Origin of the sequence: Bacillus sp. V3B (assembly GCF_024494465.1) — a bacterium.
In the GTDB taxonomy this organism is placed as follows: domain Bacteria; phylum Bacillota; class Bacilli; order Bacillales; family Cytobacillaceae; genus Bacillus_BD.
Window position 1 is genome coordinate 93,797 of sequence record NZ_JAETXM010000001.1, and the last position, 20,582, is coordinate 114,378.

Below are 20,582 nucleotides of genomic sequence, written 5' to 3' on the forward strand. Positions count from 1 at the left end.
CAAAGATATGTTGTTAAACGATGGGATTCGTGCCCGCGAAGTTCGTCTAATTGATCAAAATGGTGAACAATTAGGAATTAAATCAAAAATCGAAGCACTTGAAATTGCTACACGTGTTAATCTTGATCTTGTATTGGTTGCTCCAAATGCCAAGCCGCCTGTAGCTCGTGTTATGGACTATGGAAAGTTTAAGTTCGAGCAGCAGAAAAAAGAAAAAGAAGCACGTAAAAATCAAAAGATTATCAATATCAAAGAAGTTCGTTTAAGCCCATCAATTGATGAGCATGATTTCAATACTAAACTTCGTAATGGGATTAAATTCCTTGAAAAAGGCGATAAAGTGAAAGCGTCGATCCGTTTTAAAGGTCGTGCGATCACACATAAAGAAATCGGCCAACGTGTTTTAGTCCGTTTTGCAGAAGCATGTAAAGAAGTAGCGACTGTAGAATCCTATCCTAAAATGGATGGTAGAAGCATGTTTATGGTCTTGGCACCTAAAAACGACAAGTAAGAGGAGGAATACCAAATGCCAAAAATGAAAACACACCGTGGCGCTGCAAAGCGTTTCAAAAAAACTGGATCTGGTAAATTAAAACGTTCTCACGCATATACAAGCCACTTATTCGCGAATAAGTCTACAAAGCAAAAGCGTAAGCTTCGTAAAGGTTCTTTAGTTTCTAAAGGTGATTTCAAACGTATTCGTCATTTATTAGACAACATTAAGTAATACTTATAACAGGAGGGAAACCATATGCCACGTGTAAAAGGCGGTACAGTTACGCGCAAACGTCGTAAAAAGGTACTTAAATTAGCTAAAGGTTATTTCGGTTCAAAACATACATTATATAAAGTTGCTAACCAACAAGTAATGAAGTCATTACAATATGCTTACCGGGATCGTCGTCAGAAGAAACGTGACTTCCGTAAGCTTTGGATTGCTCGTATTAACGCAGCTGCACGTATTAACGGACTTTCATACAGCCGTTTAATGCATGGATTAAAGCTTGCTGGTATCGAAGTAAACCGCAAAATGCTTGCTGAATTAGCTGTAAGCGATGAAAAAGCTTTCGCTGAATTAGCATCTGTTGCAAAAGCAAACATAGCTAAATAATTTATTTTCATTAAAGCCATTCTCTTATTGGAGAATGGCTTTTGTATTTAGGAGGTTGACGTATGTCTAATGTAATCCTATTTATCTTTATTATGATGAACATAATCGGTTTTTTTATTATGAAAGTGGATAAACAAAGGGCAATAAAACATCAATATCGAATTAGTGAGCGAACACTTTGGTTAGTTGCTCTATTGGGTGGCGCCATTGGCTCGACTATTAGCATGAATACTTATCGACACAAAACAAAGCATCTATCTTTTAAGATAGGTTTTCCCTTATTAGCTGTCATCGAGTTTATGCTCTATCTGTATCTATATATATAATTAATTTGTCATAACCTTACGTGTTTGTTGATAAGCTTTAAAGACAACAAGAAAATGAGCAGAGAGAGGGTGGAAAAGTGGATGAAGGAATGTCGTTGTTATTGGTTATCGTTGGTGCGGGTGGGATATTAGCTCCAATTTCCTTTATTCTTTTTCATATACTTCGACAGTTTTTCTTTATTCCAGTAACACTTGTTTGTGTGACAGGTGGAATTCTCTTCGGTTCCTTACTCGGAACGATTTATTCGCTAATTGGATTAATGCTAAGCTCCCTTTGTTTTTATCTACTGATCGGAAAGATGCCGAAAACCCATGAGAAGCTATCAAAGTTGAAGAATAAATGGTTTGGTGAATACCGGAATGTAACCGTTGCACAATCAGCCATTTTACGATTAATTCCCTTAATTCATTTTCACTTATTAAATTTCTGTTTGATTGAAAAAAATCGCGAGTTTAGACCCTACTTGAAAAATAGTCTCCTATCTAATTTCCCACTTGCTTTTGTTTACTCCGTATTTGGAGAATTTATTAGTCGGTTCACCCCAATCTTTATGATCTTTATCTTACTTTTATTAATGATGTTAGCCTATTTTTTTAGGGAGAAAGCGGCGACTATTAAATGGCGGGAATTTTTCAAAGCAGGTCAAGCATGAATGCTTTCCCCCGAGGGACAGTATATATACCCCTTCATATGAAATAAACAAAGAGGCTTGCAGCAAAATGCAAGCCTCTCTTATTGATAAGGGGTTTTGGGATTAGAATGTTTTTGCATAAATTCCTTTACGGGACTTTTCCAATCTAATTTTGCATGTGGATAATTTTCGCTTATTTTATGCTCAATAAACTGGAAGTCTTCTCGTACGAATCCTTTCAAGGCATTCACACTATGCGGCCAAATAAAAATGGATACCACATCAAAAGCATCATCCGTTGTACCTAAATATTTTTCACCTTCAAAAAGAACCCCTTTATACGTAAGAAGAAAGTTTTTTCTTACATTATTTTGATCATCTAAATAATAATAGCGTTTTTGTTCATGGGCGAGTTCTAGCTTTCGCTTTGGGTTTAAAATAAATTTGATTATGCGGTAGATGAGAAAAAGAATGAGGACGAATAGAAAAAAGCGTATAAGCCACATCATTAGAAACCCTCCCCTCTTTGTAGTTTTCCTTATTATACGATTTAAATCGGAAAAAGTTTCACTCCAGTCTATTTTTTAAGAAAGGCTTTGTTAGAGTATCGTGTTACTGCTCTATAAATCTTTGGTATACGCAGGCTCGCGTATACCAAGGGCCATTTATTAACAATCACTATTGACACAGCCTTAAGATAAAATGTCATGTTGTTTGTATAATCATAATTCCCTTCTGTATAATAGATAAGAGACTACATAAAGGAGTTGAACGAATGGCTAATTTAGATGAAACATTGACGATGTTAAAAGAGTTAACAGATGCGAAAGGGATCCCAGGAAATGAAAGGGAGCCACGTGAAGTCATGAAAAAATACATAGCTCCTTACGCGGATGAGGTTATATCTGATAACCTTGGCAGTTTAATTGCGAAAAAAACAGGTGATGAAACGGGACCAAAAATCATCGTAACGGGCCACTTAGATGAGGTTGGTTTCATGATTACACAAATCGATAAAAGGGGATTTTTGAAATTCCAAACGGTTGGTGGATGGTGGAACCAGGTAATGCTGGCACAACGTGTAACCATTACAACTCGTAAAGGAGATATAACAGGAATTATCGGTTCTAAACCGCCTCATATCTTATCTCCAGAGGCTCGTAAAAAACCATATGAAATCAAAGATATGTTTATTGATATTGGGGCATCAAGTAAGGAAGAAGCAGAAGAGTGGGGCGTTCGACCAGGCGATATGGTTGCACCCTATTTTGAATTTACTGTGATGAATAATGAAAAAATGTTACTGGCAAAAGCATGGGACAATCGAATTGGTTGTGCAATCGCGATCAATGTTTTGAAGGAACTGAAAGGTGTCGGTCATCCAAACGTAGTATACGGAATTGGTGCTGTCCAAGAAGAAGTGGGCCTCCGCGGTTCAAAAACATCAACCTTCAAGATTCAACCAGATATTGGATTCGCAGTAGATGTCGGTATTGCTGGTGACACACCAGGAATTTCAGAGAAAGAAGCACAAAGTAAGATGGGAGATGGTCCGCAAATTGTTTTATACGATGCATCCATGGTGTCCCATAAAGGTTTACGTGATTTAGTCACAGACACAGCAGATGAATTAAACATTCCTTATCAATTTGCCTCAATGCCAGGTGGGGGAACGGATGCTGGTTCCATTCACGTAACGGCAAAAGGAGTTCCTGCTCTTTCAATTGGAATTGCGACACGATACATTCACTCCCATGCGGCAATGCTTCATCGTGATGACTTTGAAAATGCTGTAAAGTTAGTGGTCGAAGTCATAAAACGACTTGATCGTGAAACCGTTGATAAAATCACATACGAATAAAGAATACCCTAAATAGATAATAGAAAAAGCACTCAAGTACCGAGTGCTTTTTTGTTGTGATAGAGTGTTCTCCTTACGGCTATTATTTTAAGCCGTTTTCTAACACTTGCAACATCTCTTGTTTATCTTGGTCAGAGCAATTTTTCCAAATCACTTCAAATAAAACACCTAGCCCAGGAAGCATTTTTTCTTCACCATTTTGAATCGCATCAACAATTGTATCTTTCAACTGGTCCTGTGTATTGCCAGTAACGTTATCAATAATCGCATTTCGTAAATTTAAATTCATCACAATTCCTCCTCCTAAACATAATCTGAACAATTATAGACTTCCCACTTCAGGATGCATTATGTATGGAAATTGCGTTATAATAGCATCAGTGTGAAAAAAGTGCAAATCATCCACTTATTAGATTATGAATGGAGCTAATGGCGCCTTATGTTAGAGCGTTATCTATATAAAAAAGTTATACTTTTTAAAATAAAGGAGCGTTTGAAGGTTGAAGTATATTGAATCTGTCAAAAATCCAAAGGTAAAAGCATGGAAGAAGCTTTTGACAAAAAAAGAACGTGATCAGTCTGGAACCTACTTAATAGAAGGCTTCCATCTTGTAGAAGAAGCATTAAAAGAACAAATCGTTCTGGAAATTATCGTCAATCAAGACATGGAAAAACATCCTCATATGCACTTAGAAGGTACAGAAGTTGTCTATGTGAAAGAGGATGTTATGAAGGCAATTTGTGATACAGAGACACCACAAGGTATTGCAGCAGTTTGTGAACAAAAAACAGTTAGTATGGATGATATCAAATTAGAAAAACTGTTACTGTTGGATCGGGTTCAGGACCCAGGAAACCTCGGAACGATGATTCGTACAGCTGATGCAGCAGGTATCAATGCTATTATTTTAGGAGAAGGTTGTGCAGATCCCTATAATCCCAAAGTCGTTCGTGCCACCCAAGGGAGTTTGTTTCATTTACCGTTAATGAAGGCGAATCTGACAGAGTTTATTAAGAAGCTTGATATTCCGGTTTATGGTACAGCTTTAGAAGGTGGTGTGCCGTTCGAACAAGTAGAAAAGTCAGAGACTTTTGCTCTACTTGTGGGCAACGAAGGTCAAGGGGTTTCCAAAGATCTACTAGAAGTAACAACAAAAAACCTTTACATCCCGATATATGGAAAAAGCGAATCCTTGAATGTCGCGATTGCTGCGGGGATTTTACTGTATTATTTGAGAAAATGAGTTTGAAACAAGTTTTAAAATGTACTATAATAATACAGAATTTAATAAATAAAGATGATGACAGAGAACTAGTAGCTTAAGACATCCATTTTTCAGGGAGAAATGCCGCGACTGAAAGCATTTTAATGGCACTGCTTAAGGGAATTCACCTCTCGAGTCGACATTGGGAAGATCGAATCGATCCGAAAAATGTTCCGGTGAAGAGCCGTTAGCTTTTTAATGAAGTGAGTGTGGGCTTTTTTGATCTATACTAATAAGGGTGGTACCGCGATACATAAACCTCGTCCCTTTATGGGATTAGGTTTTTTTTGTGCTTAAAAAACAAAGGAGGAATTCATGATGCAGGAGCGTTTAGAAGAATTACAAAAAGAAGCGTTGCAAAAGGTTGAAGCAGCTGTTGATTTAAAAGAACTAAATGATATTCGAGTAGCCTATTTAGGAAAAAAAGGACCAATCACGGAAGTGTTACGCGGCATGGGTAAGTTATCTGCTGAGGAACGCCCGAAAATGGGTGCACTTGTTAATGTTGTTCGTGAAACCATTACTTCTCAAATTGAGAAAAAACAAGTTGTGCTAGAAGAAGAAGCTGTCAATGCGCAATTAGCTGCAGAGACAATTGATATTACATTGCCTGCTAGGCCGGTTAATAAAGGGAATCATCATCCATTAACACGTATTGTGGAAGAAATTGAAGATGTATTTATCGGGATGGGGTATACAGTCGCAGAAGGTCCAGAAGTGGAAAGCGATTATTATAATTTCGAAGCATTGAACTTGCCGAAGAGCCATCCAGCACGTGACATGCAAGATTCTTTCTATATTACAGACGAAATCTTAATGCGTACACATACTTCTCCCGTGCAAGCGAGAACAATGGAAAAGTATAAAGGACAAGGCCCAGTTAAAATTATTTGTCCTGGTAAAGTGTACCGCCGCGATAATGATGATGCAACACATTCACATCAATTTATGCAAATTGAAGGTTTAATCGTTGATGAAAATATTTCAATGAGCGATTTAAAAGGAACACTGGAAGTATTTACGAAAAAGGTATTCGGTCAAGATCGTGAAATCCGTCTTCGCCCTAGCTTTTTCCCATTCACTGAGCCTTCTGTAGAAGTAGATATCTCTTGTAAAATTTGTCACGGACATGGGTGCAATGTATGTAAACAGACAGGTTGGATTGAAGTATTAGGTGCCGGTATGGTCCATCCGAACGTGCTTGAAATGGCTGGATTTGACTCGAAGAAATATTCTGGTTTTGCCTTTGGGATGGGTGTTGAGCGAATCGCGATGCTGAAATATGGAGTAGATGACATTCGCCATTATTATACAAATGATCTTCGTTTCTTAAAGCAATTCCATCGACATGAAGCGTAATAAATGAAAAAGATAAAATAACTTTATAGCTAAAAAAGGAGGATAAAGATGTTTGTTTCATATAAATGGTTACAAGATTATGTAGATCTTTCTGGTATCAGTGCGGCTGAACTTGCAGATAAAATTACGAAAAGCGGGATTGAAGTAGAAGGGGTAGAAAAGAAAAGTGAAGGCTTAAAAGGTGTTGTGATCGGTCATGTATTAGAATGCGAAAAACACCCGGATGCTGATAAATTGAATAAATGTTTAGTTGATATCGGTGCGGAAGAACCTGTGCAAATTATTTGTGGAGCTTCGAATGTAGGGAAAGGTCAAAAGGTGGCGGTTGCAACGGTTGGTGCAGTTCTGCCAGGGAACTTCAAAATTAAGAAAGCAAAACTTCGTGGAGAAGTATCAAACGGAATGATTTGCTCACTGCAAGAACTAGGAATTGAATCTAAATTGGTGGCAAAAGAATATTCTGTTGGAATTTTTAATTTTCCTCAGGAGGCAACTGTCGGTGAAGACGCTCTAGTTGCTCTTGGGTTAGATGATGAAATTCTGGAACTAAGCCTAACACCAAACCGTTCAGATGCTTTAAGCATGTTAGGTGTAGCTTATGAAGTAGCAGCGATTCTTGGACGTGATGTAAAATGGCCAACGATTGAAAAAGAAGAGGCTGTCGAAAAAGCATCTGATACCATTGATGTCAGAGTAGATGCTACAGAAGACAATCCGTTATATATCGCAAAAGTGGTAAAAAATGTTAAAGTTGAACCGTCTCCTTTATGGATGCAAACTCGTCTAATGAACGCTGGAGTACGTCCACATAATAATATAGTGGATATCACAAACTATATTTTACTTGAATATGGCCAACCGCTTCACGCTTTCGATTACGATCGTCTTGGTTCAAAAGAGCTTGTCATCCGCCGAGCGAAAGATGCTGAAAAAATTACAACTCTTGATGAAACGGAACGCACGTTAACATCTGACCATCTTGTAATCACAAATGGTACAGAACCAGTGGCAATTGCTGGAGTTATGGGTGGAGCTAATTCTGAAGTGAAAGACGATACGACGACTGTCATTATTGAAGCAGCTTATTTTGCTGGAACCGTGATTCGTAAAGCGTCAAAAGATCATGGGTTACGAAGTGAAGCAAGTGCTCGTTTTGAAAAAGGTGTAGATCCAGCACGAGTTCGCGAAGCAGGAGAGCGTGCTGCTGAGTTGATGGCTAAGTATGCAGGCGGGACCATTTTAGGAGGAAGTGTTGAATACAATAATCTTAAAATGGAACCAGCTGTCGTTTCAATTACACTAAATAAAATAAATAATGCGCTTGGAACAAACATCAGCACTGATGAAGTAGTAGGTATTTTTACTCGTTTGAAATTTGATATTCAAGTGGATGGCGAAACATTTATTGTGACAGCGCCAACTCGTCGTGGTGATATCACGATTGAAGCTGATTTAGTGGAAGAAGTGGCCCGTTTGCATGGCTATGACAATATTCCATCTACGCTTCCAGTTGGTTCTTCCACTCCTGGTAGATTAACCGATTATCAACAAAAACGTCGTCTGGCACGCCGCACATTTGAAGGTGCAGGACTTTATCAAGCAACAACGTATTCATTAACAAGTGCTGAAAAAGCAGCACAATTTGCTTTAGAAGAACGTGAATCGATTCGCCTTGCTATGCCAATGAGTGAAGAGCGCAGTCAACTTCGATTAAGCATTGTGCCTCAACTATTAGAAGTTGTTAAATATAACAATGCACGTCAAACTGATTCTGTCGCTTTATATGAAATCGGGTCTGTATTTTTAAAGAAAGAGGATGCAGGACTTCCAGAAGAAAGAGAACATGTGGCAGGAGCTATCACAGGTTTATGGGAAGCGAATCTTTGGCAAGGTGAGAAAAAGCCGGTTGATTTCTTTGTAGCAAAAGGTGTATTAGAAGCCTTGTTCGATACGCTTGGCGTCACAAAACAAATTGAATACCGTAAAGCAACCATTAAAGATATGCATCCAGGACGCACAGCGGAAGTGCTTTTGAATGGCGTCGTCATTGGTTTTATTGGTCAAGTACATCCAACCGTACAAAAAGACATGGATATTAAAGAAACATACGTTTTTGAATTGTCATTTAAAGCCCTTGCTGAGGTTGATGTAGAGCCAATTGCTTATCAAACAATTCCGCGTTTCCCTTCGATTACACGTGACATTGCGCTTGTTGTCGACCAGGATAAAACAGCAGGAGAACTTGAACATATTATCCAAGAGGCTGGCGGTTCCCTATTAAAAGAAGTTCATCTTTTTGACTTGTATGAAGGAGAAAGAATGGAAGAAGGCAAAAAATCACTTGCCTATTCATTAAAATATTTTGATCCAGAACGTACGTTAACAGATGAAGACATAACAAAAGCACATGATAAAGTATTGAATGCAGTGAAAGAACAAACAGGAGCGGTTTTACGCGGCTAGATAGGAAAAGGACCCTTCATTTTAACCAATGAAGGGTTCTTTTTTATATTTTACGTATTTAGACTATTAGACCTTCTTATTTCCTTCGTAGCAAGTTCATCGCTTTTTCCGTATTCGCAAAGTGCAGTTTGACAAAGGAAGGGAGAACTTCCTGGCCTTTCTCTTTTATCAACCGGGCACAGGCCATATCGACTTGAGAACCAGCACCTTTTGGAATCTTAAAACCAGCGGCAGTGCTTAATTTTTCAAAATGTTCAACAAAGGCATATCTTGCAATAATGGAGGCGGCAGCAACGGCTAAATGAATGCCTTCTGCTTTTGTACTAAAGTAAACATTCTCCCTTTGGATGTTTTTTTGCCCTTTTAAATAATTGTAATACACGTCCTCTTTGGCAAATTGATCGATTAGGATGAGTTCTGGCTTCTCAGGAGAAATTTTATTTAGTACATTTTCAATCGCTTGATTGTGAAGGAGTGCTTTCAGTTTCCCTTGTGACATACCAGATTGTTGCATTTTATTATATTTTACGTTAGGTAGGATAAGTAGACTGTATGGTACAACTTTGATGATTTGTTTAGCGATTTCAGATATTTTTTCATCATTTAGATTTTTGGAATCTTGAACACCAAGCTCCTTCAATAAGGCCCTATCTTCTTTACGTACATATGCGGCGCAAACGGTAATCGGTCCGAAGAAATCTCCTGTTCCTACCTCATCTGAACCGATGATCGATAGAAGACTAATATTTTCTGGAAGGTTTGTTGGTTTCTTCGTTTTGGGTTTAGTAGAAGGTTTGTTAGATCCTTGAGTAGAGGAAGACGAACTTCCCCATTTTTTTGCTTCATTTTCAGATCCGCTACCTTGAAAGAGCACTTTACCAGACTTATAAGCGGTTATCGTACATGAAGAAGTCTTTGCAGAAAATAAGCTACCTGGTGGTGTTTTTCCTGTCAAACTTGATTTGTAAAATTCCATCATTTTCATTATTTCATTGTTCGTTTTTTGTAGTACTACATTACTCAAGTGCTTCACTTCCTTTTTATTGATACGGTATGTAACTTTAGGCCTGGTCTACTCTATTTCTAATGATCTAACTTTGAGCAATAAGGCTTCGACGTCTTAAGCCTATCATATCTTTAGCAGGCCACCCTTATATTTCATTCTTTTCACCGTTTTCTGTTCGTGTTATGATATTAGGTAGGATTCTTTTGAATGGAGGCATGAAGTTTGTCACAACCAGAAAAAAACCGCATAACTGTTGATATATACGGAAGCGAATATGTCATAGTAGGCACAGAAAGTGTCAGCCATATTAACCAGGTTGCTTCGCTGGTCGATGAAAAAATGCATGAGATAAACTCCAAGAATCCATCACTTGGTATGAATAAGCTGGCTGTCTTAACAGCAATAAATGCTGTTAATGACTATCTAAAAATAAAAGATAGGCTCCAACATCTTGAGAATGAATTAAAAAGTGTAAAGGACTGAAACAGTCATGTTAGATCTTGTTGTACTTATTATATTAGCTTTTGGATTTTTAATAGGTTTAAAGAGAGGGTTTATCCTTCAACTTGTTCATCTTACTGGTTTTTTGATCGCCTTTATTGTGGCTTATTTGTATTATGACAAGCTTGCTCCTACTCTCACTCTATGGGTGCCATACCCAAACCTAAGTTCAAATTCAACCATCACATTATTGTTTGATAATGTGAATTTAGAAGATGCCTATTATCGGGCTATTGCATTTGTCTTGATTTTTTTTGCTGTAAGAATACTGCTGCAAATTATCGGCAGCATGCTTGATTTCATTGCCCAAATCCCAATATTGAAACAGTTAAATATATGGGCGGGTGGTCTGCTAGGATTTATTGAAGTTTATCTTATCATGTTTATTATATTATTTATAGCGGCTCTCTTGCCAATTGAATCGATACAAACATCTTTGACAAGTTCAATACTAGTAGAACTTATTGTAAAACAAACGCCAATCCTTTCACAATTGGCTCAAGATTTGTGGATAATGGATCGATGGTAAAATAACTTCTCTTTCGAAGAGAAGTTTTCTTTTTAAGGGAATAATAGTAAAAAAGTAATACTGCTGGTAGGTGAAAAAGGTGACTTTTACTAAAAAGGATATTGTCTGGTTATTAGAAACGATTGCGATCTATATGGAATTAAAAGGTGAAAATACATTTAAAGTTTCGGCATTTAGAAAAGCAGCACAAGCCTTAGAATTAAGCGAGTCAACGATGGAAGACATAACAGATTTCACTATTTTTCCTGGAATTGGAAAAGGAACTGCCGCAGTCATAGAAGAATACAGAACCCAAGGGCAGTCTACCGTTTTGAAGGAGCTACAAGAGAAGGTACCAAAAGGACTTGTTCCGCTTTTACAGCTACCAGGATTAGGGGGCAAAAAAATTGCCAAGCTATATAGTGAGCTAGGGATTGAAAATGCTGCTGAATTAAAAGCAGCTTGCGAGAGTCACCAGGTTCAAAACTTATCTGGATTTGGGAAAAAAACAGAAGAGAAAATACTTGCGGCACTGTTAAATGCTGGAGAAAGACCTGATCGACTACCACTAGCCTTTATGCTACCGATCGCTGAGAATATAGAAGCTATCTTAGCAAAGCTGGAGTATGCTATTCAATTTTCCCGGGCAGGTAGTCTTCGGAGAATGCGAGAAACGATTAAAGATTTGGATTTTATTATTGCTACTGAGAATCCTTTAATGGTCAAAGAGCAATTGTTAAAAATACCTAATATAAAAGATGTGATTGCAGCAGGTGATACAAAGGTATCTATTGTACTCGACCTTGAATATGAGGTGTCTGTTGATTTTCGCCTTGTGAAGCCGAAAGAATTTGCCACTACTCTACACCATTTTACTGGATCAAAAGAACATAATGTACGAATGCGGCAGCTTGCAAAAGCTCGAGGAGAAAAGATTAGCGAATATGGTGTCGAAAACATTGAAACGGGTGAGGTAATCACATTTACATCTGAAGCTGAATTTTATGCTCATTTTAATTTGCCGCTTCTTCCACCTGAAGTGAGAGAAGATGGGAAAGAAGTGGAAGAATATATCGATAGAAAGAGTAAAAATGGTCACGATGAGAGATTTTTACAGCCAAAAAATAAAGAATAGCAAAAAGGGAGGGAACATCTCCATGCAGGAAAAGGTTTTAAAGATACTCGAATTTAATAAAGTGAAAGAGCATCTTCTTGAGCATGTATCATCGTCGTTAGGGAGAGCGGAGGCAGAGAGCTTGTTGCCTTCTAGTGATTATGATGAAGTCGTGCAAAGACAGGAAGAAACAGATGAAGCGGCAAAAGTATTACGGCTGAAAGGAAATATCCCATTAGGGGGAATCTTTGATATTCGCCCACATGTGAAACGATCTGTCATTGGGGGAATGCTTAGCTCCCAAGAATTGATACAAGTAGCAAGTACTATTCATGCAAGCCGGAAAATCAAGCGATTTATTGAAGATTTCGCCGAGGAGGATCCGACTATCCCCTGCTTACTTGCACAGACTGATCAAATCATCGTCCTTGTTGAATTAGAGCAAAATATTAAAAATGCGATTGATGATAATGGTGAAGTGCTTGATAGTGCTAGTGAAACCTTACGTTCTCTTCGGAATCAGCAGCGTACAAAAGAAGCGCGAGTAAGAGAACGGCTTGAAAGTATGATCCGCTCCTCCAATGCCCAGAAAATGCTTTCGGATGCGATCGTTACGATTCGAAACGATCGGTTTGTCATTCCGGTAAAGCAGGAGTACCGAGGACATTATGGTGGAATTATTCACGATCAGAGTGCTTCTGGGCAGACATTGTTTATTGAACCACAAACCATTGTTCAGCTAAACAACGAATTACAAACGATCCGAGTAAAAGAACAGCAAGAAATTGAACGGATCTTGATTATGCTCTCTGCTCAAACTGGAGAATATAGCTTTGAGCTTGAAATCATTACAGAGGTTCTGGCTAATATCGATTTTATGTTTGCCAAAGCACGCTATAGCCGAAAAATTAAAGCAACAAAGCCAATCATGAATCGTGATGGACGAATTTCATTAGTTAAGGCGAGACATCCCTTAATTCCAATTGATGAAGTGGTTGCAAATGATATCATCCTTGGAAAGGATTACTCGACGATTCTTATAACAGGTCCTAATACAGGTGGAAAAACAGTTACATTAAAAACAGTAGGTCTTTGTACATTAATGGCACAGGCTGGTTTGCAGATTCCTGCTTTGGATGGATCTAAAATGGCTGTTTTTGGTGCCGTTTATGCTGATATTGGTGATGAGCAATCGATTGAACAAAGTTTAAGTACGTTTTCTTCTCATATGGTTAATATTGTAGAAATTTTACAAACGGTTGATTTTGAAAGTCTCGTCTTATTTGATGAACTTGGTGCAGGTACAGATCCTCAAGAAGGTGCGGCCCTCGCTATTTCTATTTTAGATGAGGTGTACAAGCGGGGAGCAAGAGTCATTGCGACGACCCACTACCCTGAATTGAAAGCCTATGGTTATAATAGAGAAGGAGTCGTGAATGCAAGCGTTGAATTTGATATTGAAACATTAAGTCCAACCTATCGATTATTAATTGGGGTCCCAGGAAGAAGTAACGCATTTGAAATCTCAAAACGGCTTGGTTTAAGTGACCGTGTTATTGACATGGCACGATCCTATGTTAGTGCCGATAGCCAACAAGTTGAGAATATGATCGCTTCGCTTGAAGAGAGTAAGCGTCAAGCTGAGAAAGAATTACAGGAAGCCAATGAGCTTTTGAAAAATGCAGAAATGCTCCAAAAAGATCTGCAAAAACAAATGATTGAATACTATGAGGAGAAAGATACCCTCCATGAAAAAGCGGCAGAAGAAGCACGTGATATTATCGAGAAAGCAAAACGTGAAGCCGATAGGGTCATTCATGATCTAAGAAAAATGCGCCATGAAAAACAGGCGGAAGTAAAGGAACATGAATTAATTGATGCTCAGAAAAAATTAAGTGAAGCTGCTCCAAAAGAGAAGAAGTCGAAAAATCCAGCATTAAGACAAACGAAAAAGCATGTTTTCGCACCAGGTGATGAAGTAAAGGTGTTAAGCTTTGATCAAAAAGGAAGCCTCATTGAGAAAGTATCGGCTGATACATGGCAAGTCCAGATTGGGATTTTGAAAATGAAGGTGAAAGAAAAGGATCTTGAATTTATTAAGGCACCCAAGATCGTTGAAACAAAACCGATGGCTACTGTCAAAGGAAAAGACTTTCATGTTAGTCTTGAATTAGATTTGCGTGGTGAAAGGTATGATAATGCTTTATCAAGGGTTGAAAAGTATATTGATGATGCATTATTAGCTTCCTATCCGCGTGTATCGGTTATACATGGTAAAGGGACAGGGGCGTTACGACAAGGTGTTCAAGAATATTTACGTAATCATCGTGCTGTAAAAAATATTCGTTTCGGGGATCATGGTGAAGGCGGTAACGGGGTTACGATTGTTGAATTTAAATAAAGTGTCATAGACTAGTGTGATGAATGTAGTCGGGTTAGCTATGTCACGAGTGTCGAGTTTAAATAACAGGCGGTGAGTCGTTAATGAATCAGTTTTGGGAGAACGAATATGTTCAAACAGCCGCAAATTATAGCGTGGTTATTCTTTGTTTAATTGTTTTTTTGTCTATATTTGAACTTGTAACAAAATATAACAATTGGTATGAAATTAAAAACGGTAATGTAGCGGTTGCGATGGCAACTGGGGGGAAGATCTTTGGAATTGTCAATATTTTTCGTTATTCCATTGAACATAGTGACTCTTTACTTACCATGATGGGCTGGGGAGTATTTGGATTCATACTATTGCTTATTAGTTATTTTATTTTTGAATTTTTAACACCAACTTTTAAGATTGATGAAGAGCTTGCAAAGGGTAATCGAGCAGTTGGATTTATTTCAATGGTCATTTCAATCGGGTTATCTTTTGTCATTGGAGCTGGAATCGTATAAGGGGAGAGCGAAAAGTGGAAAAACTAGCAAAAATACTTTTAGTTTGTTGTGGTGTTTTTTTGCTGATTGGGATTATTTATATGGTGTTTTTGGTTTAGATAGTAGTAAGAGGCTTCTTTTGAGGAAGCCTCTTTTTTGTGATGTTATAAGAATTTATAACTTTTCTGAACTGAGGTAGTGATCTAGCTCCAGGAGTCCCTCGGAGACGAGTAGGGGTCTTGCACTTTTTTATGTCCGCAGTTCTAATTTTCATAAGGCACTCAATATATTAGAATGTGGCAGAATACTCTTAAAGAGTTTGCCATGCATAAGGGGGGAAGTACATGTCTGGTCAAAAACCATGGCTTCAGCAGTATCCTGAAGAAATTCCCGCAACTTTAAACTATATAGAAGAACCAATTCAATATTATTTAAAGAAGTCAGCTACTGAATTCCCTAAGAAAAAGGCGATTCACTTTTTGGGGAAAGAAGTTACATTTCAATCTATTTATGAAGCAGCACAAAAGCTAGCAGGCTATTTGCAGAACCTTGGAATTGAAAAAGGTGACCGTGTAGCGATTATGCTTCCAAATACGCCGCAGGCCGTTATTAGCTTCTATGGTGTATTGTTAGCAGGCGGGGTGGTCGTGCAAACGAACCCACTCTACACTGAACGTGAATTACAGTATCAAATGAAGGATTCGGATGCGAAAGTGATGATTACACTCGATATCTTATTTCCGAGAGTCACAAAAGTAAAAGTAAATACAAATATACAGCATATTATTGTAACCGCTATCAAAGATTTTTTACCCTTCCCCAAAAATATGATCTATCCCTTTATCCAGAAAAAACAATACAATCTTGTCGTAAATGTGAAACATGAAGGATGCTCTCATTTATTTACAAAAATTTTAAAACAAGCAAAAAGTTCCTTCATTGAATATGACGTTCACTTTGAAGAAGATATCGCCCTGCTTCAATATACAGGCGGAACAACTGGCTTTCCTAAAGGAGTCATGTTAACGCATAAAAATCTTGTTTCAAATGTTACGATGTGTTCCGCATGGCTGTATAAATGCAAACGTGGAGAAGAAATTATGCTTGGCGTAGTTCCTTTTTTTCATGTATATGGAATGACAACGGTAATGGTTTTCTCCATGATGCAAGCGTATAAAATGGTGTTATTGCCGAAATTTGATGCTGAAACGACATTAAAGACCATCCATAAACAGCATCCAACTTTATTTCCTGGTGCTCCTACGATTTATATTGGTCTTCTTAATAATCCGAATTTAAGCAAATATGACCTTTCTTCTATTGATTCCTGTTTGAGTGGATCAGCACCATTACCAGTAGAAGTACAGCAAGAATTTGAAGAGAAGACTGGTGGAAAACTTGTTGAAGGATATGGGTTAACCGAGTCGTCACCGGTTACCCATGCGCATTTCTTATGGGATCGCCCTCGTCCAATGGGAAGTGTTGGTGTCCCATGGCCAGATACGGATGCAAAGATTCTTTCACTAGAAACAGGAGATGAGCTTCCGCCAGGTGAAATGGGTGAAATTGTGGTGAAAGGTCCACAGATTATGAAAGGCTATTGGAATAAACCAGAAGAAACGGAACATACGTTGAAAGATGGTTGGCTTTTAACAGGGGATATCGGTTATATGGATGAAAAAGGCTATTTCTATGTAGTGGATAGGAAAAAAGATATGATTATTGCCGGAGGATTCAATATTTACCCTCGTGAGATAGAAGAAGTGTTATATGAACATCCAGACGTTCAAGAAGTAATCGCAGCAGGTATTCCAGATCCTTATCGAGGAGAGACGGTTAAAGTGTACATTGTATTAAAAAAAGGTTCTCAAATAACAGGTCAGGAACTCAATGAGTTTTCAAGAAAACATTTAGCACCTTATAAAGTTCCAAGGATTTATGAATTCCGTGAAGAATTGCCTAAGACGGCTATTGGAAAAGTATTACGTCGAGTATTGATTGATGAAGAGAAAAAGAAACGAGAAGAACCAGAGAAAAAGGATGAATAATGATGGAAGCCGGATTTCTTATCGGCTCTTATTTTTTGAATACATATGCTTGTCCAAGCGATTAAAGAAAGATGGGTCATATTATTTTATACATACAGTAGTAATGAAAAGAATATTGTAAATATATAGAAAGAATTATTTAATATTCAATCATGTTTTCATTTACTTTAAATGGGAATATCACGTGATTAGTAAACTGCTTAAGGTAAACTAGTCCATTAAAAATATCTGATTTAAGGTGGTGTATAATGGATTGTTTAAAGTGGTCTTATCAAGGTGGAGTGGCTACAATCACGATTGAAAAACCACCAGCAAATGCCTTATCTTTAGGGTTATTAGAACAGTTGTCCATTGTATTCGATAAAATTACTGAAAACGATAAAATTAGAGTTATACTCATTCACGGTGAAGGTCGCTTTTTTTCTGCAGGTGCCGATATTAAAGAATTTATGAACATAGAATCAGGTGCTGAATTTGTACAGTATGGAAGATATGGTCAAAACTTGTTCGAAAGAATGGAAACCTTTCCAAAACCGATTATTGCTGCTATTCATGGAGCTGCACTTGGTGGTGGATTAGAGTTAGCGATGGCTTGTCATTTTCGACTTGTAGCAGAAAATGCAAAGCTTGGATTACCCGAACTACAACTCGGTTTAATCCCGGGATTTGCTGGAACACAGAGGTTGCCAAGATATGTGGGCTTCGCTCGTGCAGCAGAAATGCTCTTTACAAGTCAGCCACTTTCTGGTCTTGAAGCGGTTCAATATGGATTAGCCAACCATGCCTATCCAGAACATGAACTGTTCGAAAAAGCTACTACAATGGCTAAAATGATAGCTAAGAAAAGTCCCGTTTCTCTGAAAGCAACCATTAAACTATTAAACTATGCAAAAACAAAAACGTTTTATGATGGAGTTGAGAAGGAAGCCGAGCTTTTTGGCGAAGTTTTTTCTTCAGAGGATGGAAAAGAAGGAATTTCTGCGTTTATTGAGAAAAGAGAACCAACATTTAAAGGAACATAAAGTGGATGTACTTTTTAGGGGAATTTATTGATAAATAAAAGGAGACAAAGAGATGAATATCTATGTTCTAATGAAAAGAACGTTTGATACGGAAGAAAAAATTAGCCTTTCTGGTGGAGTGATTAATGAAGATGGTGCGGAATTTATTATCAATCCTTACGATGAATATGCGATAGAAGAAGCGATACAAGTGAGAGATACACAAGGTGGGGAAGTGACGGTTATTTCTGTTGGCAATGAAGAGACAGAAACTCAACTCCGCACAGCATTAGCGATAGGTGCAGATAAAGCGGTATTGATCAACACGGAAGATGAGGTTGAAAATAGTGACCAATTGACAACAGCAAAAATAATAGCTCAATACTTAAAGGATAAGAATGTCTCTTTAATTTTGGCGGGTAATGTGGCCATTGATGGAGGGTCAGGTCAGGTGGGACCTCGAGTGGCTGAATTACTTGGCATTAATTATGTCACAACGATTACAAAACTTGAACTTGATGGAAATAAAGTAACGGTTGTCCGTGATGTAGAGGGGGACTCAGAGGTAATTGAAACAAGTCTTCCATTATTAGTGACGGCACAACAAGGTTTAAACGAGCCGCGTTATCCATCATTGCCAGGAATCATGAAGGCAAAGAGAAAACCCTTTGAGGAGCTTGGACTAGGAGATCTTGATCTTGATGAAAATGAGGTTGAAGCTAAAACAAAAACAATTGAAAGATATCTTCCTCCTAAAAAGGAAGCAGGTCGAATATTAGAAGGTGAACTTGATATACAAGTAAAAGAGCTAGTGAAACTTCTTCATACAGAAGCGAAAGTTATTTAATGAAATGGTTGTGTTAATGATGATTGTTGCTTGGTATATGCGGCTTATGCCCGCGGATACCAAAGACTTATAGAGCAGCAATACTATTGTTTAACAAAGCTAATGAAATATGAGGTAAATAAAAAGTGTAGGGAGAGATCTATCCGTGGCTAAAAAAATAGTAGTTCTTGGTGAAGTTCGTGAGGGTTCTTTACGTAATGTCTCTTTCGAAGCCATTGCTGCTGCCAAAGTCGTAGCAGAAGGTGGAGAAATAATTGGCGTCTTAATTGGTGAATCTGTAAGTGCTTTAGGAAATGAATTCATTCAGTATGGTGCGGATCGTATTGTCAGTGTGGAACATTCAAAATTAGCCCAATATACATCTGATGGTTATGCTCAAGCCATTTTAGCGGTTATTCAAAATGTGAATCCTGATGGAATGATTATCGGTCATACTGCACTTGGAAAAGATCTAGCACCAAAAGTTTGTACAAAACTAAACGCTGGTTTAATTTCAGATGTTACAGCTATTGAACAAGCGGCAGGAAACATTGTATTTACCCGTCCAATTTATTCAGGAAAAGCATTTGAGAAAGTAATCCTCACCGATGGTTTGACTTTTGCTACGATTCGTCCAAATAATATTTCTCCTCTTGAGAAGGATGAGTCTCGGACAGGTGATGTTTCCTCACTGCAAGTAAATATTAAAGATTTACGTTCGATCATTAAATCTGTAGTTCGGAAAGCCAGTGTTGGGGTAGATCTTTCAGAAGCCAAAGTGATTATCGCCGGTGGACGTGGGGTGAAAAGTGAAGAAGGGTTTAAACCCCTAACAGAATTAGCAGATGTATTAGGTGGTGCTGTTGGGGCCTCGCGGGGTGCATGTGATGCAGAGTATTGTGATTATTCTTTGCAAATTGGACAAACGGGGAAAGTAGTCACACCAGATTTGTATATTGCTTGTGGAATTTCCGGAGCGATTCAACATCTTGCGGGAATGTCAAATTCTAAAGTGATTGTAGCCATTAATAAAGATCCAGAGGCGAGTATTTTTAATGTAGCTGATTATGGAATTGTCGGTGATCTTTTTGAAGTCGTTCCCATGCTAACAGAGGAATTTAAAAAACTTTTAATGAATACTTAGTCTCAGTCCAATGCTTTTGAAAAAGAAAGTATGAACTATGTGTGATGCAGGGTTCATATTTTCTTTTTATTTTGGGTAAATTACCATTGAAGCAAATTATTAGCATGCTGAATGAAACGATGGTATACTGTCGTTATAATGTGAGAATTATTAGGAGGTAACAAAATGGCTATTACACATGCAACAGATCAAACATTTGCAAATGAAACAGAATCTGGCTTAGTGCTTGTTGATTTCTGGGCACCATGGTGCGGACCTTGTAAAATGATTGCACCCGTACTAGAAGATCTTGATTCTGAAATTGGTGATAAAGTAAAAATCGTCAAATTAGATGTAGATGAAAACCAAGAAACAGCATCTAAATACGGTGTGATGAGTATTCCAACTCTAATCGTATTAAAAGACGGTAAAGAAGTAGATAAAGTGATCGGCTTCCAACCAAAAGAAGCACTTGCTGAACGTTTAGAAAAACAATTTTAAGTGATAGAATGAAATCGTACAGAAAATCCCCTTGGCATTAAGCTAGGGGGATTTTTGTTTTAAATT

Annotated in this window: 21 protein-coding genes, 1 pseudogene and 1 other annotated feature; of the genes and pseudogenes, 19 read left to right on the forward strand and 3 right to left on the reverse strand. The window is 37.9% G+C overall.

Annotation, left to right across the window (positions count from 1 at the left end; genetic code table 11):
• Window positions 1-7 precede the first annotated feature (7 nt).
• The 5 genes from infC (at window position 8) to JMM81_RS00495 (ending at window position 2,090) form a co-directional block, all read left to right on the forward strand.
• Window positions 8-511: a translation initiation factor IF-3 gene (gene infC / locus JMM81_RS00475; RefSeq protein WP_256239547.1), complete on the forward strand. Its 504-nt coding sequence runs from the start codon at window positions 8-10 to the stop codon at window positions 509-511.
• A 15-nt stretch (window positions 512-526) separates the two neighbouring features.
• Window positions 527-727, forward strand: a complete 201-nt coding sequence (gene rpmI, locus JMM81_RS00480; RefSeq protein ID WP_256239548.1) for a 50S ribosomal protein L35 — start codon at window positions 527-529, stop codon at window positions 725-727.
• Between the two features lie 24 nt (window positions 728-751).
• Entirely contained in the window at window positions 752-1,111 is a 360-nt protein-coding gene (rplT, locus tag JMM81_RS00485; protein WP_256239549.1) for a 50S ribosomal protein L20, read from the forward strand.
• A 62-nt stretch (window positions 1,112-1,173) separates the two neighbouring features.
• The gene (locus JMM81_RS00490) at window positions 1,174-1,437 is read left to right on the forward strand and encodes a DUF1294 domain-containing protein (RefSeq protein ID WP_256239550.1); all 264 of its coding nucleotides are present in this window, start codon (window positions 1,174-1,176) and stop codon (window positions 1,435-1,437) included.
• A gap of 77 nt (window positions 1,438-1,514) precedes the next feature.
• Window positions 1,515-2,090: a TVP38/TMEM64 family protein gene (locus tag JMM81_RS00495; RefSeq protein WP_256239551.1), complete on the forward strand. Its 576-nt coding sequence runs from the start codon at window positions 1,515-1,517 to the stop codon at window positions 2,088-2,090.
• A gap of 80 nt (window positions 2,091-2,170) precedes the next feature.
• Here JMM81_RS00495 and JMM81_RS00500 read toward each other — a convergent pair whose 3' ends face one another.
• Window positions 2,171-2,578, reverse strand: a complete 408-nt coding sequence (locus JMM81_RS00500; RefSeq protein WP_256239552.1) for a sigma-w pathway protein ysdB — start codon at window positions 2,576-2,578, stop codon at window positions 2,171-2,173.
• Window positions 2,579-2,844: 266 nt separating this feature from the next.
• On the opposite strand from JMM81_RS00500, the gene JMM81_RS00505 reads away from it, so the two are divergent.
• Complete coding sequence (locus JMM81_RS00505; RefSeq protein WP_256239553.1) at window positions 2,845-3,930, forward strand: M42 family metallopeptidase; 1,086 nt, start codon at window positions 2,845-2,847, stop codon at window positions 3,928-3,930.
• Window positions 3,931-4,012: 82 nt separating this feature from the next.
• On the opposite strand, the gene sspI is transcribed toward JMM81_RS00505, so the two are convergent.
• On the reverse strand, window positions 4,013-4,219 hold the full coding sequence (gene sspI / locus JMM81_RS00510; RefSeq protein WP_256239554.1) for a small acid-soluble spore protein SspI: 207 nt from the start codon (window positions 4,217-4,219) through the stop codon (window positions 4,013-4,015).
• Window positions 4,220-4,430: 211 nt separating this feature from the next.
• On the opposite strand from sspI, the gene JMM81_RS00515 reads away from it, so the two are divergent.
• The 3 genes from JMM81_RS00515 (at window position 4,431) to pheT (ending at window position 9,017) form a co-directional block, all read left to right on the forward strand.
• Entirely contained in the window at window positions 4,431-5,174 is a 744-nt protein-coding gene (locus JMM81_RS00515; RefSeq protein WP_256239555.1) for a TrmH family RNA methyltransferase, read from the forward strand.
• 48 nt (window positions 5,175-5,222) lie between these two features.
• Window positions 5,223-5,466: a binding site (T-box leader), on the forward strand.
• Window positions 5,467-5,513: 47 nt separating this feature from the next.
• Window positions 5,514-6,554, forward strand: coding sequence for a phenylalanine--tRNA ligase subunit alpha (gene pheS, locus JMM81_RS00520; RefSeq protein WP_256240278.1), 1,041 nt, complete (start codon window positions 5,514-5,516; stop codon window positions 6,552-6,554).
• A 48-nt stretch (window positions 6,555-6,602) separates the two neighbouring features.
• Complete coding sequence (gene pheT / locus JMM81_RS00525; protein ID WP_256239556.1) at window positions 6,603-9,017, forward strand: phenylalanine--tRNA ligase subunit beta; 2,415 nt, start codon at window positions 6,603-6,605, stop codon at window positions 9,015-9,017.
• 76 nt (window positions 9,018-9,093) lie between these two features.
• On the opposite strand, the gene rnhC is transcribed toward pheT, so the two are convergent.
• Entirely contained in the window at window positions 9,094-10,041 is a 948-nt protein-coding gene (gene rnhC, locus JMM81_RS00530) for a ribonuclease HIII (protein WP_256239557.1), read from the reverse strand.
• A 204-nt stretch (window positions 10,042-10,245) separates the two neighbouring features.
• On the opposite strand from rnhC, the gene zapA reads away from it, so the two are divergent.
• From zapA to trxA, 10 genes and pseudogenes are all read left to right on the forward strand, one after another.
• On the forward strand, window positions 10,246-10,506 hold the full coding sequence (zapA, locus tag JMM81_RS00535) for a cell division protein ZapA (RefSeq protein ID WP_256239558.1): 261 nt from the start codon (window positions 10,246-10,248) through the stop codon (window positions 10,504-10,506).
• Between the two features lie 7 nt (window positions 10,507-10,513).
• Complete coding sequence (locus JMM81_RS00540; RefSeq protein ID WP_256239559.1) at window positions 10,514-11,053, forward strand: CvpA family protein; 540 nt, start codon at window positions 10,514-10,516, stop codon at window positions 11,051-11,053.
• A 79-nt stretch (window positions 11,054-11,132) separates the two neighbouring features.
• Window positions 11,133-12,104, forward strand: a pseudogene (polX, locus tag JMM81_RS00545) (DNA polymerase/3'-5' exonuclease PolX); the annotation flags it as partial.
• Window positions 12,105-12,189: 85 nt separating this feature from the next.
• Window positions 12,190-14,547, forward strand: coding sequence for an endonuclease MutS2 (locus JMM81_RS00550; protein WP_256239560.1), 2,358 nt, complete (start codon window positions 12,190-12,192; stop codon window positions 14,545-14,547).
• 83 nt (window positions 14,548-14,630) lie between these two features.
• Window positions 14,631-15,038, forward strand: a complete 408-nt coding sequence (locus JMM81_RS00555; protein WP_256239561.1) for a DUF350 domain-containing protein — start codon at window positions 14,631-14,633, stop codon at window positions 15,036-15,038.
• Window positions 15,039-15,361: 323 nt separating this feature from the next.
• Window positions 15,362-17,065, forward strand: coding sequence for an AMP-binding protein (locus JMM81_RS00560; RefSeq protein ID WP_256239562.1), 1,704 nt, complete (start codon window positions 15,362-15,364; stop codon window positions 17,063-17,065).
• A gap of 248 nt (window positions 17,066-17,313) precedes the next feature.
• A complete protein-coding gene (locus JMM81_RS00565) occupies window positions 17,314-18,087 on the forward strand; it encodes an enoyl-CoA hydratase (protein WP_256239563.1) in 774 nt (257 codons plus the stop codon).
• Window positions 18,088-18,139: 52 nt separating this feature from the next.
• Window positions 18,140-18,913, forward strand: a complete 774-nt coding sequence (locus tag JMM81_RS00570) for an electron transfer flavoprotein subunit beta/FixA family protein (protein WP_256239564.1) — start codon at window positions 18,140-18,142, stop codon at window positions 18,911-18,913.
• Between the two features lie 145 nt (window positions 18,914-19,058).
• Window positions 19,059-20,036, forward strand: a complete 978-nt coding sequence (locus tag JMM81_RS00575) for an electron transfer flavoprotein subunit alpha/FixB family protein (protein ID WP_256239565.1) — start codon at window positions 19,059-19,061, stop codon at window positions 20,034-20,036.
• A gap of 165 nt (window positions 20,037-20,201) precedes the next feature.
• Window positions 20,202-20,516: a thioredoxin gene (gene trxA, locus JMM81_RS00580; RefSeq protein WP_256239566.1), complete on the forward strand. Its 315-nt coding sequence runs from the start codon at window positions 20,202-20,204 to the stop codon at window positions 20,514-20,516.
• The last annotated feature ends 66 nt before the right edge of the window (window positions 20,517-20,582 follow it).

Excerpts from the sequence above, each read along its gene's own strand:
- JMM81_RS00505 (WP_256239553.1), top strand. The coding sequence starts at position 2,845 with ATGGCTAATTTAGATGAAACATTGACGATGTTAAAAGAGTTAACAGAT.
- JMM81_RS00570 (WP_256239564.1), top strand. The coding sequence starts at position 18,140 with ATGAATATCTATGTTCTAATGAAAAGAACGTTTGATACGGAAGAAAAA.
- JMM81_RS00560 (WP_256239562.1), top strand. The coding sequence starts at position 15,362 with ATGTCTGGTCAAAAACCATGGCTTCAGCAGTATCCTGAAGAAATTCCC.
- JMM81_RS00540 (WP_256239559.1), top strand. The coding sequence starts at position 10,514 with ATGTTAGATCTTGTTGTACTTATTATATTAGCTTTTGGATTTTTAATA.
- JMM81_RS00555 (WP_256239561.1), top strand. The coding sequence starts at position 14,631 with ATGAATCAGTTTTGGGAGAACGAATATGTTCAAACAGCCGCAAATTAT.
- rpmI (WP_256239548.1), top strand. The coding sequence starts at position 527 with ATGCCAAAAATGAAAACACACCGTGGCGCTGCAAAGCGTTTCAAAAAA.
- JMM81_RS00490 (WP_256239550.1), top strand. The coding sequence starts at position 1,174 with ATGTCTAATGTAATCCTATTTATCTTTATTATGATGAACATAATCGGT.
- JMM81_RS00550 (WP_256239560.1), top strand. The coding sequence starts at position 12,190 with ATGCAGGAAAAGGTTTTAAAGATACTCGAATTTAATAAAGTGAAAGAG.
- pheS (WP_256240278.1), top strand. The coding sequence starts at position 5,514 with ATGCAGGAGCGTTTAGAAGAATTACAAAAAGAAGCGTTGCAAAAGGTT.
- rplT (WP_256239549.1), top strand. The coding sequence starts at position 752 with ATGCCACGTGTAAAAGGCGGTACAGTTACGCGCAAACGTCGTAAAAAG.
- infC (WP_256239547.1), top strand. The coding sequence starts at position 8 with ATGTTGTTAAACGATGGGATTCGTGCCCGCGAAGTTCGTCTAATTGAT.
- sspI (WP_256239554.1), bottom strand. The coding sequence starts at position 4,219 with ATGAATTTAAATTTACGAAATGCGATTATTGATAACGTTACTGGCAAT.
- pheT (WP_256239556.1), top strand. The coding sequence starts at position 6,603 with ATGTTTGTTTCATATAAATGGTTACAAGATTATGTAGATCTTTCTGGT.
- JMM81_RS00500 (WP_256239552.1), bottom strand. The coding sequence starts at position 2,578 with ATGATGTGGCTTATACGCTTTTTTCTATTCGTCCTCATTCTTTTTCTC.
- trxA (WP_256239566.1), top strand. The coding sequence starts at position 20,202 with ATGGCTATTACACATGCAACAGATCAAACATTTGCAAATGAAACAGAA.
- JMM81_RS00565 (WP_256239563.1), top strand. The coding sequence starts at position 17,314 with ATGGATTGTTTAAAGTGGTCTTATCAAGGTGGAGTGGCTACAATCACG.